The organism is Parasphingorhabdus sp. SCSIO 66989, from assembly GCF_032852305.1.
Taxonomy (GTDB): Bacteria; Pseudomonadota; Alphaproteobacteria; order Sphingomonadales; family Sphingomonadaceae; genus Alterisphingorhabdus; species Alterisphingorhabdus coralli.
On sequence record NZ_CP136594.1, the window covers coordinates 1,663,497 to 1,680,853 of the forward strand.

Sequence of the window (17,357 nt, forward strand, 5' to 3'; positions counted from 1 at the left end):
GGGGTGGGGATTCTTCACGTGCGCTGTGCCTGTGGACCGCCCGCTCTCCCCTAGACTGTTTTCCACTTAGCTTGAAACACGTCATTGCGAGCGTAGCGAAGCAATCTAGGGCAACACGCACCTGCTCTGGATTGCCGCGTCGCTTCGCTCCTCGCAATGACGATTCAATGTAAATGAAATCAACTCTAAAGGCAGAGGACATAAACTCCGCGTCACCGCGCCTCCGCGTGAACTGATTACCCCTTACGCCGCAACACCGCCTTATGCTCGGCGCCGGTCAGAACCAGCTGACCCTGTCCATCCATGCTGACCGATAGCGGACCGCTGAACATTTCCATCATCGTCCGTTCTTGCTGATCAACCGCGCCCATACAGGCCATGCGCGTGAGGGCGAGGGGTTGGTTGGCGGTCAGTTGGCCATCTGACAGACTATAACTGCCGCTAAAGCGGTTGCAGCCGGTTGATCCGGCAATGCGATCGCCTTCAAACACCAGTTCGCTGCGCTCTGCCTGGACTGCGGGTTGGCCGTTCAGGCTGACAAACTGCCATTGGCTGTTTTGGAGACTGTCCATAGGGCTGGTGGAAGAGACGCTTTCGGTGGGTTGGCAAGCGCCGAGCGCTATGGCGAGAAACGGGATGGCGAGGGCGGTAAGGCGCATAAGACTCACTCCTGTGATGATGCGCTATTTCTGCCTTATGCCCGGCGCTGGTTCAACACCTCATAGGCCATAACCGCCGTGGCCACCGCAGCGTTGAGGCTGTCTGCCTTGCCCATCATCGGCATTTTTACCAGCACATCACATTCCGCTTCATAATCGGCGGGCAGGCCCTGCGCTTCATTGCCGGTGAGCAGAAAAGTCGGGGCGGTATAGCGCTCTGCCTGATAGTCGGTATCGGTGTTGAGACTGGTGCCGACCAATTGCCCCGGCCCGGAGCGCAGCCATTGCAGGAAATCGCCCCAAGGGGCCTGCACCACCTTCTGGGTGAAAACCGCGCCCATGCTGGCGCGCACCGCTTCTACCGAAAAGGGATCAACACAGTGATCAATCAGGATCAGTCCGCCAGCACCGACCGCATCGCCGGTGCGCAACATGGTGCCCAGATTGCCGGGATCGCGCATATCCTGTGCCACCAGCCAGATATCGCTTGTGGTGCGGTCAAGCTGGGCGAGCGGCACATCGAAATCGCGAAAGACGCCGACAATGGATTGCGGATTATCCTTTCCGGATATCTTGGAGAGGATGTCCTTACTGGTAGTGATGATGTCGCCGCCCTGGCTCTCTACGGCTGCTTCCAGCGTATCAATCAGCGGATGTGAGTCGCGCCCCTCGGCGACCACCATCATCTGCGGGATATGACCGGCCTCGCGCGCTTCTGTGACCAGCCTTAGCCCTTCGGCGAGAAACATTCCTTCGCGTTTGCGGTGCTTTTTCTCGCGCAGCGAGCGCAGATATTTGACTGTAGGATTGGAAAATCCGGTGATGTGTTTGCGCGGCATGCCGTGCGTCTAATCTTCGCCAAAGCCGTCTGCAACCAGCCCTACCAGTTTGGAAAGCGCCTTGTCGGCGGCATCCGCGTCGCAACCTTCAACACTGATATCGATACTGTGTCCCTTGGCCGCGCCCAGCATCATCAGGCCCATAATGCTCTCGCCATTGGCGGAGTTACTGTCCTTGGAAACGCTGACGGTCAGGCCTTCGGGCAGTGCAGCAACCGTATTGACGAATTTCGCGCTCGCCCGGGCGTGCAGGCCCTTGCGGTTGATAATCGTCACTTGTTCCTGCGGCATTATCCCGCGCTTCCCGATTGGCGGCGCTCGTCATCGTCAAGCAATTCCGAGGCGACCGAAATATATTTCTGTCCCGCTTCTCGCGCAGCCGCAACAGCATCCGCCACCGACATGGCTTTGCGTGCACCCTCAAGACGAATAAGCATCGGCAGGTTAACCCCGGCAATGACCTCAATCCGGCCGCGCTCCATAAGAGAAATGGCAAGGTTAGACGGCGTGCCACCAAACAGATCGGTGAGGATAATCACACCTTTACCGGTATCTGTCTCGCTGACCGCCTTGGCAATATCCTCGCGCCGCGCTTCCATATCGTCATGCGGGCCAATGCAGACTGTGGCGATATTCTTCTGGCGACCGACAACATGTTCCATCGCCGAAACAAACTCTTCGGCGAGTTTGCCGTGCGTTACGAGAACCATGCCTATCATTTTGGTAAACAATCACTTTTTGGGATGGTGTAGAGCGTTACCATAGCGTTACCCCGTATTTTTCTCCAGCGCATCAATGGGCCTTGATGTCAGGTTGCGATGCGCGACACTGGGGGAAAAACCTGCCTCGTGCAAGCCCTTGGCAATGCGCTCGGCAGTATAGACCGAGCGGTGCCTCCCCCCAGTACAGCCAAAGGCGATATGGACATAGGCTTTACCCTGCGCAACATAGCGCGGCAGCAGCATCAGCAGCAGGTCCAATATACGGTCATAGGCTTCGGCAAAATGCGGGTCCTGGCTGATATAGTCGCCCACTGGGGCGTCCTGTCCGGTTTGTTCGCGCAGCCCCTCTATCCAGTGCGGGTTGTTGAGGAAACGCATATCGAACACCAGATCAGCCACCGGCGGCATTCCGCGGGCAAAACCGAAACTTGATATGGTGATAACGCTGCCGGAGATAACCTCATTGGGGAAGCGTTCGCGCATATGGTTGCTGAGCGCATTGGCGTTGAGCGACGAGGTATCGATAATTTGATCGGCCCAGCGCTTCAGTGGCGCGAGCAATTCACGTTCTTCCTGTATCCCGCTGATCGCTGGCCTATCGAGCGCCAAAGGATGCGGCCGGCGCGTCTCATTATAGCGTCGTTCCAGCTCATGATCGGTGCAGTCCAGAAACAGCGTGGTGACGATGTAATTGTCGCCGTCGATGAGTTTCTTGATCGACTTTATAACCGAAGCCGGGTTGAAACCTCGCGTGCGGGTGTCAAAACCAATGGCAATACGGTCAGATCCGGCTTCCTGTCCTGCGCCAGAAGGGGTCGCCAAAAGGCGTTCGAGCAGGCGGATGGGGAAGTTGTCGATCATCTCCCAGCCCATATCCTCCAGCGTTTTCAACGCGGTCGTCTTGCCGGCACCGGACATACCTGTGATCAGCATGATCTGCACTGGCGGGCGCGTGATTTCCGAGGGAGCTGTTTGATCCATTACCGCTGTGATTAATCCCTTTTGCCATGGAGTCGCAACGCATATTCTACCTTGATCGGTGCGGTTGCCATATCGGGCCAGATGGCAATGCTGGGGACGTCATGGCCGAGCAGGGTTTTCTGATATGGCTGCTCGATAAAGCGCGGGGCATCAGGATCGAGTCTGATATACAGCGCGATGGGTATATCTGTCGCACAAGCAGGCGACTCGACAATGCCAAGATTGCGTATCTCGATCAGGCCTGCAATGTTCGGTGCGGGGATCGCCTCAAGGCGGTTGTGCCTGATTTGCAACTGTGTCTGATCATCGCTGACAAGCTTGAAACCACGATCCATCAGCAACAGGCATAGTGAGGATTTACCGGCGCCCGATGGCCCTGATATCAGAACGCCATGGCCGTCAGGGCTGGCGACGCAACTGGCGGGGTAGACTATATTGTCATCGTTCATCCTTTAGCCCCGAGCCGATTATCGGTTTAGGCGCCAGCATGGCGGGCAGGCTGATGCAGAAATGTGCGCCGCGCGCGCCATCGGGGCGGTCGGTGGCGATTAGCTGGCCTTCATGCGCCTCGATGATTGACCGCGCAATGGCCAAGCCGAGGCCGCTATGCTGGCCAAATTCCTCTTGTTCATCGCGATAGCTGTGAAAGCGATGGAAAATCGCTTCGCGTTGCGACTCAGGAACCCCGGGGCCATTGTCCATGATGCGGATCAGAACCTGATTGCGGTCGCGGGTCGCGACAATCTCGACCAGGCCTTTTTCTGGTGAAAAGGAAACCGCATTGTCGAGCAGATTGTCGATCACCCGCGCCAGACGCGTCCCTTCTCCCATGACAACAGCAACGCCTTTGCGCGGGCGGGCGAAAGCGATTTCGCGGCCATGGTTGAGATCACGTTCTTCGCGCGTTTTGAGCAACTGATCGATCACCTCGCCCATATCGATCGGCTCAAAACGGGTGCGGGCGAGTTGCGCGTCGACTCGGGACGCTTCTGAGATATCGGTGATCAGCCGGTCCAGCCGCAGGACATCGGAGCAGGCAATATCGTGCAGTTGTTTGCGCAGCTTGGGGTCTTCGACGCGTTCCAATCCTTCAAGTGCTGATCGCAAAGAGGCGAGGGGGTTTTTGATCTCGTGGCTGACATCGGCGGCAAAGCTCTCGGTGGCATCGATCCGTTTGCGCAGAGCCTCGGTCATATCTGAAAGCGCGCGTGCCAACTGGCCGATCTCATCGCCACGTTCAGGCAAGCGAGGGACCTCGACATCGCGCTCGCGACCCAGCCGCACGCGATTGGCTGCGCCGGCGAGCAGGGCCAGCGGTTTGACGATGGTGCGGGCAAGGAAGAGCGACAGCAACACTGAAACGATCAATACACAGGCGATAATGATGCCCAGAGCCAGCCTCTGATCGCGCACAATTGCGGTAATGGTACGCGCATTGCGGGTAATCAGCATAACATGACCGCTTTGCGGCGCTTTCGCGGCGGCGCTCAACATAAAGGTGCGATCAGGGGCATAACGTGCGCGGGTGACGGGTTCGCCAGTCTCTGCAGCGATGACCACTTCGTCCCAAGCGGATAGACGATCATTATCCGGCTCGACAAAGCGTTCACGGCGTGGCGCACGCACGATGGTATCAATACTGCGGTCAAGGAAACGCGCGACATGGCGTTTCAATGGCTCTTTGTCCGGGTCTCGTAGCTCGTAGGTTGGCTCGTTAAACGAGAAGGTGTCGATCAGTTTGATGCCGTTTTCGGCATAGACCCGCACCCGGAAATTGTTGAGCTGCGCTACTTCCGTCATCAAATCGGCGCGCATCGGTTCAGGTACCAAATCATAGGCGCGCACTGCTGCCGCCACCTGCCGCTCATCATCGGCCTGACGCGATATCAGTAGCGTGTTGCGATAATTGTCGAGGTAGAAAAAGCTGCCTGCCAGAACCGCGATGGCAAAGACATTGACCGCAAGAATGCGGGCACGCAGAGATATGCGCGCCGTCCAGAACAGCTCTGCCTCTTCTGCAGCGAGAGGCAGGCCATCGCCCTGAGCTATCTGGCTCTCAGGCGTCTTCGAAGAAACGGTATCCAGCACCGTATAGGGTATCTATCGCCGCGAAGCTGTCGTCAACCTCACGGAACTTGCGCCGCAGTCTTTTGATATGGCTGTCAATCGTCCGGTCATCGACATAAACATCGTCCTGATAGGCCGCATCCATCAACTGATTACGGCTTTTGACCACGCCGGGGCGATTGGCGAGTGTCTCCAATATCAGAAACTCGGTAACGGTGAGTGTGACCCGCTCGCCTTTCCAGCGCACACTGTGCCGTGCCGGATCAAGCTCAAGATTGCCGCGCACAATAGGTTCGGCTGTAACCGCCTCATCGCCATTGTCAGCACTGGCAGCGATAAGCTCGGTGCGCCGCAATATCGCTTTGATGCGGGCGATCAGCAGCCGCTGCGAAAACGGTTTGGCGATATAATCATCGGCACCCATGGCCAAGCCCAGCGCTTCATCGAGCTCATCATCCTTTGAGGTCAGGAAAATCACCGGCATTGTCAGCTTCTCACGCACCCGTCGCAGCAGTTCCAGGCCATCCATTTGCGGCATTTTGATATCGAATATGCCAAGATCAGCCGGGTTCTCAAGCAATGCGTCGAGCGCTGCCTGGCCGCTATTATAGAGTCGCGTGGTATAACCCTCTGCCTGGAGCGCGATGGACACGGACGTCAGAATATTGCGGTCATCATCGACCAGGGCAATGGTAGTCATCAAAATTTCCGCTTCGCCTCGGGCTTCGCAATGCTGCGCAGCAAATCGCACGGACTCAAAGGCTTGTAAAGTTCAACTGGCTCCATTTAGCCTATAAGCCTTGCAGGACAGGCACAATTGTCTCGCACTCTTCTTTGACCTTATCGGCCAGAGCATCTATGCGAAAGACCTGCATTGGCCGAACCGTGTTCGGCATCATCATTACATCATTTACGCAAGGGATGCTTCATGACCCAGAATGCTGATATTACCGTTTCAAACCAGGCTATTAATACGAATGCACAACTGCATTGGAATTATGAAACGGCGGCTCTGGTGGAAGAATCACTTCAGCGTGAAGAAGGGCAGCTGACTCGCCACGGGGCGCTTCTGGTGGAGACGGGCGCGCATACAGGGCGATCGGCAAAGGACAAATTTATCGTTCGCGATGCGGAGACCGAGAACACCGTGTGGTGGGGCAAAACCAATGCTGCGATGACGCCCGAGCACTTCGCTGCACTCAAGGAAGACTTCTTCGCCGCGCTTGGCGAGAAGGATACGCTGTTTGTGCAACAGCTCTATGGCGGTTCACAGCCAGAGCATCGCGTCAATGTGCAAGTGATCAACGAGCTTGCCTGGCATAACCTTTTTATCCGCACCATGCTGGTGCGTCCGACCCGCGATGAACTGAGCGGGTTCACTGCTGATTACACAATTATTGATCTGCCGAGCTTCCGCGCTGACCCGGAGCGTCATGGTACGCGCAGCGAGACGGTGATCGCCGTCAATCTGTCGGAAAAACTGATCCTGATTGGCGGCACCAAATATGCCGGCGAGATGAAGAAATCGGTTTTTGGCCTGCTCAACTATCTGCTGCCCAAAGATGGCATTATGCCGATGCATTGCTCGGCCAATATCGGCGCGGAGGGCGATACCGCGATCTTCTTTGGCCTGTCTGGCACGGGCAAGACGACGCTGAGCGCTGATGCCAGCCGCACCTTGATTGGCGATGACGAGCATGGCTGGTCTGACACGGCGGTCTTCAATTTTGAGGGCGGCTGCTACGCCAAGATGATCCGTCTCGATCCCGAGGCTGAGCCGGAAATCTATGCCACCACACGGCGTTTTGGCACGGTGTTGGAAAATGTCGTGATGGACCCGGAAACCCGCGAACTGGATTTTGACGATAACAGCAAGGCAGAAAATACCCGCGGTGCCTATCCGATCGACTTTATCCCCAATACCTCGGAAAAGAATATGGGTCCGGTGCCGAAGAATATCATCATGCTGACCGCTGATGCCTTTGGTGTCCTTCCTCCGATCGCGCGGCTCACGCCCGATCAGGCAATGTATCACTTCCTTTCTGGCTATACCGCCAAGGTTGCTGGCACCGAGATTGGTGTGACCGAGCCGGAAGCCACTTTCTCTACTTGCTTCGGTGCGCCGTTTATGCCGCGCCATCCTTCGGTTTATGGCAATTTGCTGAAAGAGCGTATCGCCAAGGGCGGCGTGACCTGCTGGCTGGTCAATACTGGCTGGACCGGTGGCAAATATGGTGAAGGGCATCGCATGCCGATCAAGGCAACCCGAGCGCTCCTCAACGCGGCACTGGATGGTAGTCTGAATGACGCCGAATTCCGCACCGATCCGAATTTCGGTTTTGCGGTTCCGGTGGCCGTGCCGGGCGTCGATACGGCAATCCTTGACCCGCGCACAACTTGGTCTGATCCGGAAGCATATGATGCTATGGCGCAGCAGCTAGTGAGCCTGTTTGTTGACAATTTCGCGCAATTTGAAAGCGATGTCGATGAAGGTGTGCGTCAGGCTGCCCCCAAAGCGGCTTGATCCGTTACGGTTCAGCAAACAGCTTTTACATATATCTGTCGCCAATCGCTGTTATGCGGAACGCCCAGGATTCGTAATCAATAGGAGAGTGTAATGAGTGGTTTGGACAGCATTTTGAACAGCATCCCTGTGGGTGCCAATAGCATCGGCGAAATCGCCGAGAAACTGGGCATCGATTCTGCTCTGGTGGAAAAAGGTGTTGCCGCTCTCGGCAAATCTCACCCGGAAACCGGTGACACGGTAACGCTGGCATCGCAGCAAACCAGCCTCGACACCAGCACCCTCTCCAGCATCGTCAGCCAGCTCGGCGGCGAGGGCGGTCTTGGTCAGATTTCCGAGCTGCTGAACAGCGATGAAGGCATGATGGGCAAGATCACCAGCTTCCTCGATCAGGATGGTGATGGCAATCCGCTCGACGACATCGCCGGAATGGCGAGCAAGCTGTTCGGCAAGAAGTAACTATCGACCGACAGAGAAAACAAAAAAGCCCGCCATTTTGGCGGGCTTTTCTTTTGTGCGATTGTGCTCGGCTTTAGAGCAGGTCAGCCGGAACCTTGCCGCCATTGGCAGACAGTTCCTGCAGCACTTTCTTGTGCAGCCAGATATTGTCTTCAGCCGAACCGCCATAGTCAGCGCGGCCCATCTCGCCGGCCAGCTCCTTGCGGTTGTCAAAGCTGGGGTCGAGGCCGACCAGCTTCATCAGATCAACAATCGATGTGCGCCAGTTCAGTGCGTCGGCGCCGGGCTTGGCGTCGAGCACAGCTTCAACATCAACCGAACTTTGTGCTGCAGCACCAGCGGCTGCAGCAGCAGCGGCCACTGCAGCGGTGACCGCGCCTTCCTGTGGCTTTTCTGGTGTCTTTTCTTCTTCAGAACCCCAGATTGCGTTTTTGATGGATGAGAAAATCCCCATATTGTCCTCCCTGAAATGATAAAAATGATAGCAAAATTGCGTCTAGCTTAGAATAGAGCCGAAAAAGGTAAACTCCATGACCGCGATGTAAAATCTGCCTCCACCCTGCATTTCAATAGTCTGCACCAGACAAATGGCGCTAATGTCCGTTTACAAATTCGTAGATGGAGACTCGAAATGAACTTCGCACATATTCTGCAGCAGAGCGGCGCGATTGACAACATTGCTGGCCAGCTCGGTATCGACAAAACCATTGCCCATGCAGGCGCAAGTGCTTTGCTCCCCGCAATCCTTGGTGGCTTTAAGAAAACCACAGAGCAAGGCGGTGGTGTTGATGGTCTGGGTGGCATCCTGTCGCAATTGGGTGGCAGCGGCCTGCTGGAGTCAGTCCTCGGTCCCCAGGAAACGCCGATTGAGCAGGGCAATAATGTTCTCGGCCAGATATTTGGCTCCAAGGACGTCAGTCGCTCGGTTGCCGGTCATGCCTCACAGCAGACCGGTGTCGATTCCTCGATCCTGAAGAAAATGCTGCCAATGCTAGCCATGGTTGTTGGCGGTTATATGGCGAACCAGCAGGGTGGGGCGCAGGCGCAACAGCAAAGTGGCGGTGGTCTTGGCGGTCTGCTCGGCGGCTTGCTTGGCGGCAGTGGCGGCTCATCGGCTTCGGGTATTGCCTCGATGCTTGACCTTGATGGCGATGGCAACCCGCTGGATGACATTATCGGCATTGCCAGCAAATTTGCCCGCTAAGCGACGCGGCTAATCCTGTATCTGATGATCGGCCCGGATTGAACGGGGCCGATCATCAAGCGTCGCGCAAGCACGCGCTTGCAAAAGTCCCTAAATCTTGTCAGCACGCTCTGCATGAAGTTATATGCAATATGGACCGTTCCAGCAGCTTTGGGCCTTTTGCAGTGCCCTGTAGTTGCGCAAAATACGCCTGTTGACCTCGAGCCAACGACCGAAGCCGATGTGCGCGAGCATATCGCCATATTGGCCAGCGATGACTTTGCCGGACGCGATCCCGGCACCATTGGCGAGATCAAGACGCTCACCTATTTGTCGCAACAATGGGCGACAGCGGGCATGGTCTCTGGGACCAATGACGCGGACAAACCATGGTTTCAGCCAGTGCCTTTGGTGCAAAGCAAGCCTGTCAGCAGCTCCGTCCGAATCCTGCAAGACGGCAAATCGCTGAAGCTGAATGAAAACGATATTCTGATTATCGGCACCGCCCCTGATGCAGCCGTTGAGGGACCAATTGTCTTCGTCGGCTATGGCACCGATGGCGAAGGCAAGGTTCTGGGCGATGTCGCTGGCAAGATCACCCTCATGCTATACGCCACGCCGGAAGGGACGGAGAAATATCCTTCACGCGATGAACGGCGTGCGGCTCTGGCCGATGCCGGTGCCGCTGCCGTCCTGACAGTTGTTCCCGACAGCTTCCCATGGCGCGCGGTAAAACGCAGCATCAAGCGCGGCTCCTATGAGCGCGCCAGCGATGACCGCCAGCCGATGATTACCGGCGCAGTCCGCTATGACTTTGCCGAAGACCTTCTGCGCCTTGGCGACAGTAGCCTCAAAGCAGAGAGCGAGGCTGCGCAGAATGCGGTCGTCTATGTCGGCTATGATACCGGCCTTACTGCGGACCTCTCCGCAACTACCGCTATACGCCGCTTCACCAGTCATAATGTGATCGGCAAGTTTCCCGGTAATAGGCCCGGCTCGGGCGCGGTGATGCTGATGGGCCATTGGGACCATTTTGGCAGCGAATGTCGCCCACCCGAGGCAGAGGATCGCATTTGCAATGGCGCGGTGGATAATGCCTCTGGCATGGCCGTACTTACCGAAGTTGCCGAAGAGCTGGGCCGGTTGGGTCCATTTGATCGCGATATCTATTTTATGGGCACCACTGCCGAAGAGCGTGGGCTTTTGGGTGCATATCATTATGCCGATTATCCGGCTTTCCCACTCGATGATATCGTTGCGGCGTTCAACCTGGACACCACGGCTATTGCTCCACGCGGGACACCTGTGGCGACTATCGGACGCGGTGAGACCGATCTGGATGACGAGATTGATGCCATCAGCCGCAGCCTTGGTCGAGAGGTGGATGAGTCATTGGACGCAAATGAATTCATCAAGCGACAGGATGGCTGGGCTTTCGCCGCCAAAGGTGTCCCAGCCTTTATGATCGGCGGTTCCTTTGCTGATGATGCTTTGCTGCAGAAATTTCTGCGCGGCAATTACCATAGTCCCGATGACGAGACCGAGAATATCCTCGATTTAGGCGGTGCGGCAGAAGATGCTGATCTGCATATCGCTTTGGTGCGCTATTTCGCCGATACGGAGAAATATTCCAAAGAATAGTCCAAAGGCAGCGCCGCCCACTGGTCATACGGGCAATCAAAAGCTAGAGGGTTGCCGCAACCGATTCACTTATCGGCCGTTTCCACATCGGAGGCGGCCTTTTTGCTAAGGCTGCAATAACAGCTGAGGGACAGGCACCATGGACATACCTTTGGCACTCACTTTCGACGATGTTCTGCTGCAACCGGCGGCCTCAACGGTTTTGCCAAGCACCGCAGACAGCCGCACCCGGCTGACGCGCGATATTGATCTCAATATTCCGGTGCTGTCCTCGGCGATGGATACCGTCACCGAAGCCGATATGGCCATCGTCATGGCGCAACTGGGCGGCATTGGTGTGCTGCACCGCAATCTGACGATTGAGGAACAGGTTGCTGCGGTGCGTCAGGTCAAGCGCTTTGAATCGGGCATGGTCGTCAATCCGATCACCATTGCCCCTGATGCGACTTTGTCCGAGGCGCAGGACATCATGGCGCGCAACCGTATCTCCGGCATTCCGGTTGTTGAAGCGTCGGGCCGCTTGGTCGGCATCCTCACCAATCGCGATGTGCGCTTTGCCGAGAATCCTGCCCAGCCTGTGCGCGAACTTATGACCAGCGAAGACCTTGCGACGGTCAAAGCTGGTGTAAGCCAGGACGAGGCCATGCGCCTACTGCACCAGCGCCGGATCGAGAAGCTGCTGGTGGTCGATGACGAATATCATTGCGTTGGCCTGATCACGGTAAAGGATATCGAAAAGGCGGTCACCTATCCCGATGCCACCAAGGATGCCGCAGGCAGGCTCCGCGTCGCGGCGGCTTCCACGGTCGGTGAAAAAGGCATGGAGCGCGCACTGGCTCTGTTTGATGCCGAATGCGATGTGGTGGTTGTCGATACCGCCCATGGCCATAGCAAGATGGTCGCCGACAGTGTTGCAGCGCTGAAAAATGCACATCCTGACGGCCAGGTGATTGCCGGCAATGTTGCTACCGCCGAAGCGACGCGCGCACTGATCGATGCCGGTGCCGATGCGGTTAAGGTCGGTATAGGCCCCGGCTCCATCTGCACCACGCGCGTCGTTGCAGGCGTCGGCGTGCCGCAGCTGACAGCGGTGATGGATTCTGCAGAAGAAGCGAATAAGTCCAATGTTCCGGTGATTGCCGATGGTGGCTTGAGAACCTCAGGCGATGCAGCCAAGGCACTGGCGGCGGGCGCGTCGACAGTGATGATCGGCTCCATGCTGGCGGGAACAGCCGAAGCACCGGGCGAGACATTTCTCTATCAGGGCCGCTCATACAAAAGCTATCGCGGCATGGGATCAGTCGGTGCCATGGCGCGCGGTTCGGCGGACCGCTATTTCCAGCAGGACATCAAGGACCAGATGAAACTGGTGCCCGAGGGTATTGAGGGTCAGGTGCCGTTCAAAGGCCCGGCGAGCGATGTCATTCATCAGCTCGTTGGCGGCATCAAGGCAGCGATGGGGTACACTGGCTCTGCGACGATCGAGGATCTGCGCACGCAAGCAAAGTTCGTCCGCATCACCAATGCCGGCCTTGCTGAAAGCCATGTCCATGATGTCGCGATTACGCGTGAAGCGCCCAATTATCCGACGCGGTAAAAACCGGACTTAATAGGAAACCGATATGGTCGAAGCAAAATTTATTCTGCTGATGTTTATCTGGTTCCCGTCTCCTGTGCCAAAAAGCCTGCCGATCTGGACAAGTGAGCCGCATATCAGCCTGAACGCATGTGAAAAGGCTGCAAGAGAAATGACGGCGCGAATAAAACAACAGAATGGCCGGGATGTTCGGGTGGAGCATCAGTGCGTCAACAAGGATGACTTTACCCCTCCCAATGATCCGCTGTTGCAATGACACCATCGGCGCGGGTGCAAGCCGCGATTGAATTGCTGGATGCGGTTATTGTTGCAGCCCGCGATGGCGGAGCAAGTGCCGATGTCGTCACCGCGCGTTTCCTGAAAGAACGCCGCTATATGGGCAGCAAGGACCGGCGCGCAGTGCGTGATCTTGTCTATGATGCTATCCGGCTGATCGGTGAGCGTCCAGACAATGGTCGTGCCGCCATGGCGATGCTGGCGGCGCATAATCCTGAAATGCAGGTGCTTTTCGATGGCTCGAAATACGGGCCTGAGCCACTAGAACCTGCTGAACTCGCTATTGATAAGCCGGGACCGATACCGCAATGGCTTATGCCATTATTACCTGATTACATCGATGTTGATGAGATAGCGGCATTGCTGTCTCGTGCGCCGTTGGATCTGGGCATAAAGCCCGGCGCGCAGGCTGATGTGCAACAGGCCTTTCCCGATATCACTGTGTCTGAGCATCTGCCTCAAGCGGGCAGGCTGCCTGCAGGGACACAGGTAAAGAACAGCGCTGTCTGGCGTGAAGGGCTGATCGATATTCAGGACTGGGGCAGTCAGGCGATCTGTGCGCTATGCGATGCTGCGCAGCATAAAGCCATCATCGATCTATGCGCCGGGGCAGGGGGCAAGACACTGGCTCTGGCGCAACAGGCTGATGATGATGCCGTGATATTGGCAACGGATACCTCGCGTGCCCGGCTGGCCGAGCTAGCACCGCGCGCCGAGCGTCTGGGCATTCCCAATATAGCGACCCGCTTGCTCAACCCGGCCCAGGAAAGCGCTATGCTCTCCGATTGGAAAAGACGCGCCGATTGCGTGCTGGTCGATGCGCCATGCAGTGGCACCGGCGTATGGCGGCGCAATCCGGAAGCGCGTTGGCGGCTGGATGCGAAACGTCTGGATCGACTATGCGAAACCCAGTCACGCCTGCTCGACATCGCGGCGGATATGGTGCGGCCCGGTGGCATATTGGTCTATGCGGTATGCTCCATCCTGCCGCGTGAAGGCGTTATGCAACTGGCGGCCTTTCTTGACCGGAAACCGGAACTTTCCGTCCAGTTGCCCGATTATCCATTAGGACGGTGTGTCGGCAGTAAAGGCGTTCAGCATCGCGAAAGCGCATTGGGAATAGCCCTGACACCGGCCCATGACGAGACAGACGGATTTTTTCTGACACGTCTTGTGAAATCATGATAGGCTGATTGGTAATGCCACTATTGGAGCTCATAATGCGTTTTTCCCCGCCCGTAATGGCCATTGCCGCCATTTTTGCCCTGTCATCCAGCGCGACGTTTAGCCAGGAGGAGGAGTATCAGCCTGATCCGCGTTCGGTGGTTCTGGTGGATGATGCCAAGGCGGCGTTGAATATCGGGGAGACCGAAAAAGCGATTGATCTGTTCGAGGCGGCTCTGGCCATCGACCCCGCCAATCGCGCTGCCTATCTCGGCCTTGCCGAGACTGCGCGTGCCAATGGATTGCCGGGCAAGGCTATCGGTCTGTATCGCCGGATTTTGGAACTGGAGCCCAATAATATCGCAGCACTGTCCGGTCAGGGTCGTGCCTTTGTGCAACGCGGCGCGATGGAAAAGGCCAAGATCAATCTCACGCGTCTGAAAGACCTGTGCGAAGGTGATTGTATCGAAACCACCTTGCTGTCGGCTGCAGTTGAAGAGGGCGCACCTGAAGAAGTGCTTTCTGCAGAAGCGGTTACCCCTGCGCCTACCGTCAGCGATGAAGGCGAAACGCAGGAGCCTTAAGCCCCCGCTTATCTATACCGCCGTTCGCCTCGAGCGAAGTCGAGCGGCATATGCCTGATGCAATGTGTGTCGACAGCGCTCGACACGAACGGTGCGTGAGCCGGTTCTTCGTTCTTTGTCTGTTGGTCAAGATGATTGAACTTAGAAGCCGTAAATCAGCGTGAAACGCGTCAGCGTGTCGGTCGCGACCGATCCGACTGGCGGGTCGGTCTCATGTTCGACAGTATAGGAAACCCGGGCCGTAAGGGCTGAGCTCAGCGCGGCCTCAAGACCGGTGATTGAACGCAGCGTAGAGTTGCCCGAGGCGATGTAAGCCTCTGCATCCTGAGTCAGTTTGATATTGTCGACGACCTGCCAATCAAAATCGAGCGCCGCCAATGCAGCCAATTGGCTGTTGGAGCCACCACCGACAAGTTCGACCTGGCGATAGGCCGGGCCGCCTTTGACATCCAGCGTCATTCGTTCGCCAGTCAGGAAGCGATAGCCCAGACCGCCGGAAAGCGTATAACGTGCGGAAAAGCCCTGAAAACGGTCACGCTCATATTGCGCCAGTCCATAGCCATAAAGCCGGTCGGTAAACTGGACATTGGGCTCATAGGCGAACAGGAATTGCTCGCGCGTGCTGACGCCCTCGGTGCGTTGGAAGTCGACCAGAGCGGTAAGGTTATGCCGCCAGCGCTTGCCTTGCTTCTGTAGCTTCAAACTGCCGGTGATACCGGTGTTGCTGGTGTTGCCGGTCGAGCGGAAACCACCAATTTCACCCTGACCGCTCCAATTGTCGAACAGGCCGTTATTGGCGAGGCGTTCGGCCTCAGCAGCGGCTTCTTCGGCTTCTTTCTCGGCGAGACGGACAGACTGATATTCACTCAACATGGCGTCAAGCGCGGCGCTGTCTTCAGGATTGGTCTTCTTGGCCAGGCCAATAACGGTCTCAACCGCGCTGTCATCCTTGTCAGCAATTGCCTGATCAATCAGTGCTTTAACCGATTCCGGTACCTCGGCATAGGCCATTTGCGGCGTTACAAGAGCCGTGGACGCGATGAGCGCTGCGCAAAGCGCACCTTTTGAACTTTTCTGAAACATGCGGGCCTGTAACAGATTGTCTAAAGGTGTGACGTAAATTCTTTCAACACATCGCGGTAAAGCTGGCGTTTAAAGGGTACGATCATATCGGGAAGCTGCATCGGGTCCGCCCATTTCCAGCGCGAGAATTCGGCATGGTCGGTCGCGATGTTGATGTCGCTGTCCTGACCCAGAAAGCGCATGAGAAACCATATCTGACGCTGCCCGCGCCATTTGCCTTTCCAGATTTTGCCAATCAATTCATCAGGAAGGTCATAAAACAGCTCGTCGCGTGTACGTGTGACAATGTCCACCTTGTCAGAGGATATGCCGGTTTCTTCGCCCAATTCGCGCAACGCTGCGCTTTCGGGGTCTTCACCCTTGTCTATGCCGCCCTGCGGCATTTGCCATGCCGGGCTGCCTGGATTGTCGAGCCTCTGGCCGGCGAATACCAGACCCTTGGCGTTCAGCAGCATAATGCCTGCACAAGGACGATAGGGCAGGGTATCGACATCTATGCCGTTGACAATTCGTCCGCTCATTCGGCCGGGACTCCGCTATTCGGCAAACCTTCAAGGCCCTTCAAGATACCGTTCAACCGCCCGATCATCGCATTGCAGTCATGCACCGAGCTGGGGATCAGTTTTCTGAGCGCGATAAAGTCATGCACATTGCCCTCGGCTTCATAAAAACTTGTGGTAATACCCGCCTGCAACAACGCCGCGCCATAGGCCCGGCCTTGGTCGCGCAGCGGGTCGAGACTTGTGGTTATCAATACCGTTGGCGGGGTCTGGCTATGGTCCTGATCCAGCACATTATAATGCGCGCTCTCGCTATCGGGCTGATAGGCCGCGTCAAACCATTCCATCGCCTCTTTGGTCAGCACATAGCCATCGGCAAAATCCTGCATTGACGGCCAGTCGCGATCGGTGCTGACCACCGGATAGATGGGCATTTGCGCAGTCACTGGCACTTCGGCAGGCGATTGGGTGAGCGCCTGGGTGATAACGATCGCCAAATTGCCACCGGCACTATCGCCGACGGGAATAAGCCCGGTAACATCCAACCCCAACGCCTCGGGTGATCCGGCAATCCAGCGCGCCGCGGCAATCGCGTCTTCGGCAGCCGCAGGGAACGGATTTTCCGGTGCCAGGCGATAGTCGACAGCAATCAGCGGCAGATCGAGTTGATCTGCCAATAGGGTGCAAAAGCTGTGATGCGTCGCAAGATCACCAATCACAAACCCGCCGCCATGGACAAAAACAATCGCCGGACCAGCCTTATCGCGCTCGGCTTGCTTGTCGTAAAATCGAAGCGGAATATCGCCTACAGGTCCCGGGCAGGTGAGGTCGCGCGTAACCGCCAGTTCGATCGGCTCTGCATCGGCCAGCATATGCATGGCAAGATAGGCCTGACGTGCGTCTTCCGGTGTCATCTCGTTCATCGCTGGCCCCTCCATCGCCGCCATCATTGTCAGGCAAGCCTGCACATCGGGGCGGACAAAGGGGGTGTTCTGATCAGTTGTGTCGGGTTGGGTGGCCATATCTCTCTCCTGCTTTTGCTATTTTGCTAATTGCTCGCATGGTTTCGGTCCATAGA

The 17,357-nt window shown here is 56.7% G+C and carries 20 protein-coding genes; 8 read left to right on the forward strand and 12 right to left on the reverse strand.

Annotation, left to right across the window (positions count from 1 at the left end):
- Positions 1-236: 236 nt before the first annotated feature.
- The 8 genes from RB602_RS07895 to RB602_RS07930 are packed head-to-tail and all read right to left on the reverse strand — an operon-like array spanning position 237 to position 5,971.
- Positions 237-659 (reverse strand): META domain-containing protein, encoded by a 423-nt coding sequence (locus RB602_RS07895; protein WP_317080017.1) that lies wholly within the window; start codon positions 657-659, stop codon positions 237-239.
- Positions 660-694: 35 nt separating this feature from the next.
- Positions 695-1,498, reverse strand: a complete 804-nt coding sequence (locus RB602_RS07900) for a TrmH family RNA methyltransferase (RefSeq protein WP_317080018.1) — start codon at positions 1,496-1,498, stop codon at positions 695-697.
- A gap of 9 nt (positions 1,499-1,507) precedes the next feature.
- Entirely contained in the window at positions 1,508-1,789 is a 282-nt protein-coding gene (locus RB602_RS07905; RefSeq protein ID WP_317080019.1) for an HPr family phosphocarrier protein, read from the reverse strand.
- Entirely contained in the window at positions 1,789-2,217 is a 429-nt protein-coding gene (locus RB602_RS07910) for a PTS sugar transporter subunit IIA (protein WP_317080020.1), read from the reverse strand. Before RB602_RS07910 ends, RB602_RS07905 begins: the two co-directional genes overlap by 1 nt.
- A 48-nt stretch (positions 2,218-2,265) precedes the next feature.
- Positions 2,266-3,201 (reverse strand): RNase adapter RapZ, encoded by a 936-nt coding sequence (gene rapZ / locus RB602_RS07915; RefSeq protein WP_317080021.1) that lies wholly within the window; start codon positions 3,199-3,201, stop codon positions 2,266-2,268.
- 11 nt (positions 3,202-3,212) lie between these two features.
- A complete protein-coding gene (locus tag RB602_RS07920) occupies positions 3,213-3,650 on the reverse strand; it encodes an HPr kinase/phosphorylase (protein ID WP_317080022.1) in 438 nt (145 codons plus the stop codon).
- Positions 3,640-5,250, reverse strand: a complete 1,611-nt coding sequence (locus tag RB602_RS07925) for a sensor histidine kinase (RefSeq protein WP_406568413.1) — start codon at positions 5,248-5,250, stop codon at positions 3,640-3,642. Before RB602_RS07925 ends, RB602_RS07920 begins: the two co-directional genes overlap by 11 nt.
- Before the next feature lie 7 nt (positions 5,251-5,257).
- Positions 5,258-5,971, reverse strand: a complete 714-nt coding sequence (locus RB602_RS07930; RefSeq protein WP_317080024.1) for a response regulator — start codon at positions 5,969-5,971, stop codon at positions 5,258-5,260.
- A 225-nt stretch (positions 5,972-6,196) separates the two neighbouring features.
- Between RB602_RS07930 and RB602_RS07935 the strand changes: the two genes are divergently transcribed.
- Both RB602_RS07935 and RB602_RS07940 read left to right on the forward strand, forming a co-directional pair.
- The gene (locus RB602_RS07935; RefSeq protein ID WP_317080025.1) at positions 6,197-7,792 is read left to right on the forward strand and encodes a phosphoenolpyruvate carboxykinase; all 1,596 of its coding nucleotides are present in this window, start codon (positions 6,197-6,199) and stop codon (positions 7,790-7,792) included.
- Between the two features lie 93 nt (positions 7,793-7,885).
- Positions 7,886-8,251: a hypothetical protein gene (locus tag RB602_RS07940; protein WP_317080026.1), complete on the forward strand. Its 366-nt coding sequence runs from the start codon at positions 7,886-7,888 to the stop codon at positions 8,249-8,251.
- A gap of 73 nt (positions 8,252-8,324) precedes the next feature.
- On the opposite strand, the gene RB602_RS07945 is transcribed toward RB602_RS07940, so the two are convergent.
- Complete coding sequence (locus tag RB602_RS07945; RefSeq protein WP_317080027.1) at positions 8,325-8,705, reverse strand: DUF3597 domain-containing protein; 381 nt, start codon at positions 8,703-8,705, stop codon at positions 8,325-8,327.
- A 177-nt stretch (positions 8,706-8,882) separates the two neighbouring features.
- On the opposite strand from RB602_RS07945, the gene RB602_RS07950 reads away from it, so the two are divergent.
- The 6 genes from RB602_RS07950 (at position 8,883) to RB602_RS07975 (ending at position 14,696) form a co-directional block, all read left to right on the forward strand.
- A complete protein-coding gene (locus RB602_RS07950) occupies positions 8,883-9,455 on the forward strand; it encodes a DUF937 domain-containing protein (RefSeq protein WP_317080028.1) in 573 nt (190 codons plus the stop codon).
- Between the two features lie 114 nt (positions 9,456-9,569).
- A complete protein-coding gene (locus tag RB602_RS07955) occupies positions 9,570-11,075 on the forward strand; it encodes a M28 family peptidase (RefSeq protein WP_317080029.1) in 1,506 nt (501 codons plus the stop codon).
- Between the two features lie 139 nt (positions 11,076-11,214).
- A complete protein-coding gene (guaB, locus tag RB602_RS07960; protein ID WP_317080030.1) occupies positions 11,215-12,672 on the forward strand; it encodes an IMP dehydrogenase in 1,458 nt (485 codons plus the stop codon).
- Between the two features lie 25 nt (positions 12,673-12,697).
- Positions 12,698-12,928, forward strand: a complete 231-nt coding sequence (locus tag RB602_RS07965) for a hypothetical protein (RefSeq protein ID WP_317080031.1) — start codon at positions 12,698-12,700, stop codon at positions 12,926-12,928.
- Positions 12,925-14,133 carry an RsmB/NOP family class I SAM-dependent RNA methyltransferase gene (locus RB602_RS07970; RefSeq protein ID WP_317080032.1) on the forward strand — a complete coding sequence of 403 codons (1,209 nt, stop codon included), beginning with the start codon at positions 12,925-12,927 and terminating at the stop codon, positions 14,131-14,133. The genes RB602_RS07965 and RB602_RS07970 overlap by 4 nt, the downstream gene beginning before the upstream one ends.
- Before the next feature lie 35 nt (positions 14,134-14,168).
- Positions 14,169-14,696: a tetratricopeptide repeat protein gene (locus RB602_RS07975; RefSeq protein WP_317080033.1), complete on the forward strand. Its 528-nt coding sequence runs from the start codon at positions 14,169-14,171 to the stop codon at positions 14,694-14,696.
- A 141-nt stretch (positions 14,697-14,837) separates the two neighbouring features.
- Here the strand turns inward: RB602_RS07975 and RB602_RS07980 are convergent, their stop codons facing one another.
- Genes RB602_RS07980 through RB602_RS07990 form a run of 3 tightly spaced genes read right to left on the reverse strand, consistent with a single transcriptional unit; the run spans position 14,838 to position 17,301 of the window.
- A complete protein-coding gene (locus tag RB602_RS07980) occupies positions 14,838-15,779 on the reverse strand; it encodes a DUF481 domain-containing protein (RefSeq protein WP_317080034.1) in 942 nt (313 codons plus the stop codon).
- 20 nt (positions 15,780-15,799) lie between these two features.
- Positions 15,800-16,300 (reverse strand): RNA pyrophosphohydrolase, encoded by a 501-nt coding sequence (locus tag RB602_RS07985; protein WP_317080035.1) that lies wholly within the window; start codon positions 16,298-16,300, stop codon positions 15,800-15,802.
- Positions 16,297-17,301, reverse strand: coding sequence for an alpha/beta hydrolase (locus tag RB602_RS07990; RefSeq protein ID WP_317080036.1), 1,005 nt, complete (start codon positions 17,299-17,301; stop codon positions 16,297-16,299). The genes RB602_RS07985 and RB602_RS07990 overlap by 4 nt, the downstream gene beginning before the upstream one ends.
- Between the last annotated feature and the right edge of the window lie 56 nt (positions 17,302-17,357).

Coding starts and splice junctions, on each gene's coding strand:
- RB602_RS07950 (WP_317080028.1), top strand. CDS start 8,883: ATGAACTTCGCACATATTCTGCAGCAGAGCGGCGCGATTGACAACATT.
- guaB (WP_317080030.1), top strand. CDS start 11,215: ATGGACATACCTTTGGCACTCACTTTCGACGATGTTCTGCTGCAACCG.
- RB602_RS07985 (WP_317080035.1), bottom strand. CDS start 16,300: ATGAGCGGACGAATTGTCAACGGCATAGATGTCGATACCCTGCCCTAT.
- RB602_RS07990 (WP_317080036.1), bottom strand. CDS start 17,301: ATGGCCACCCAACCCGACACAACTGATCAGAACACCCCCTTTGTCCGC.
- RB602_RS07920 (WP_317080022.1), bottom strand. CDS start 3,650: ATGAACGATGACAATATAGTCTACCCCGCCAGTTGCGTCGCCAGCCCT.
- RB602_RS07910 (WP_317080020.1), bottom strand. CDS start 2,217: ATGATAGGCATGGTTCTCGTAACGCACGGCAAACTCGCCGAAGAGTTT.
- RB602_RS07970 (WP_317080032.1), top strand. CDS start 12,925: ATGACACCATCGGCGCGGGTGCAAGCCGCGATTGAATTGCTGGATGCG.
- RB602_RS07945 (WP_317080027.1), bottom strand. CDS start 8,705: ATGGGGATTTTCTCATCCATCAAAAACGCAATCTGGGGTTCTGAAGAA.
- RB602_RS07955 (WP_317080029.1), top strand. CDS start 9,570: ATGAAGTTATATGCAATATGGACCGTTCCAGCAGCTTTGGGCCTTTTG.
- RB602_RS07895 (WP_317080017.1), bottom strand. CDS start 659: ATGCGCCTTACCGCCCTCGCCATCCCGTTTCTCGCCATAGCGCTCGGC.
- RB602_RS07980 (WP_317080034.1), bottom strand. CDS start 15,779: ATGTTTCAGAAAAGTTCAAAAGGTGCGCTTTGCGCAGCGCTCATCGCG.
- RB602_RS07940 (WP_317080026.1), top strand. CDS start 7,886: ATGAGTGGTTTGGACAGCATTTTGAACAGCATCCCTGTGGGTGCCAAT.
- RB602_RS07935 (WP_317080025.1), top strand. CDS start 6,197: ATGACCCAGAATGCTGATATTACCGTTTCAAACCAGGCTATTAATACG.
- rapZ (WP_317080021.1), bottom strand. CDS start 3,201: ATGGATCAAACAGCTCCCTCGGAAATCACGCGCCCGCCAGTGCAGATC.
- RB602_RS07900 (WP_317080018.1), bottom strand. CDS start 1,498: ATGCCGCGCAAACACATCACCGGATTTTCCAATCCTACAGTCAAATAT.
- RB602_RS07965 (WP_317080031.1), top strand. CDS start 12,698: ATGGTCGAAGCAAAATTTATTCTGCTGATGTTTATCTGGTTCCCGTCT.
- RB602_RS07905 (WP_317080019.1), bottom strand. CDS start 1,789: ATGCCGCAGGAACAAGTGACGATTATCAACCGCAAGGGCCTGCACGCC.
- RB602_RS07975 (WP_317080033.1), top strand. CDS start 14,169: ATGCGTTTTTCCCCGCCCGTAATGGCCATTGCCGCCATTTTTGCCCTG.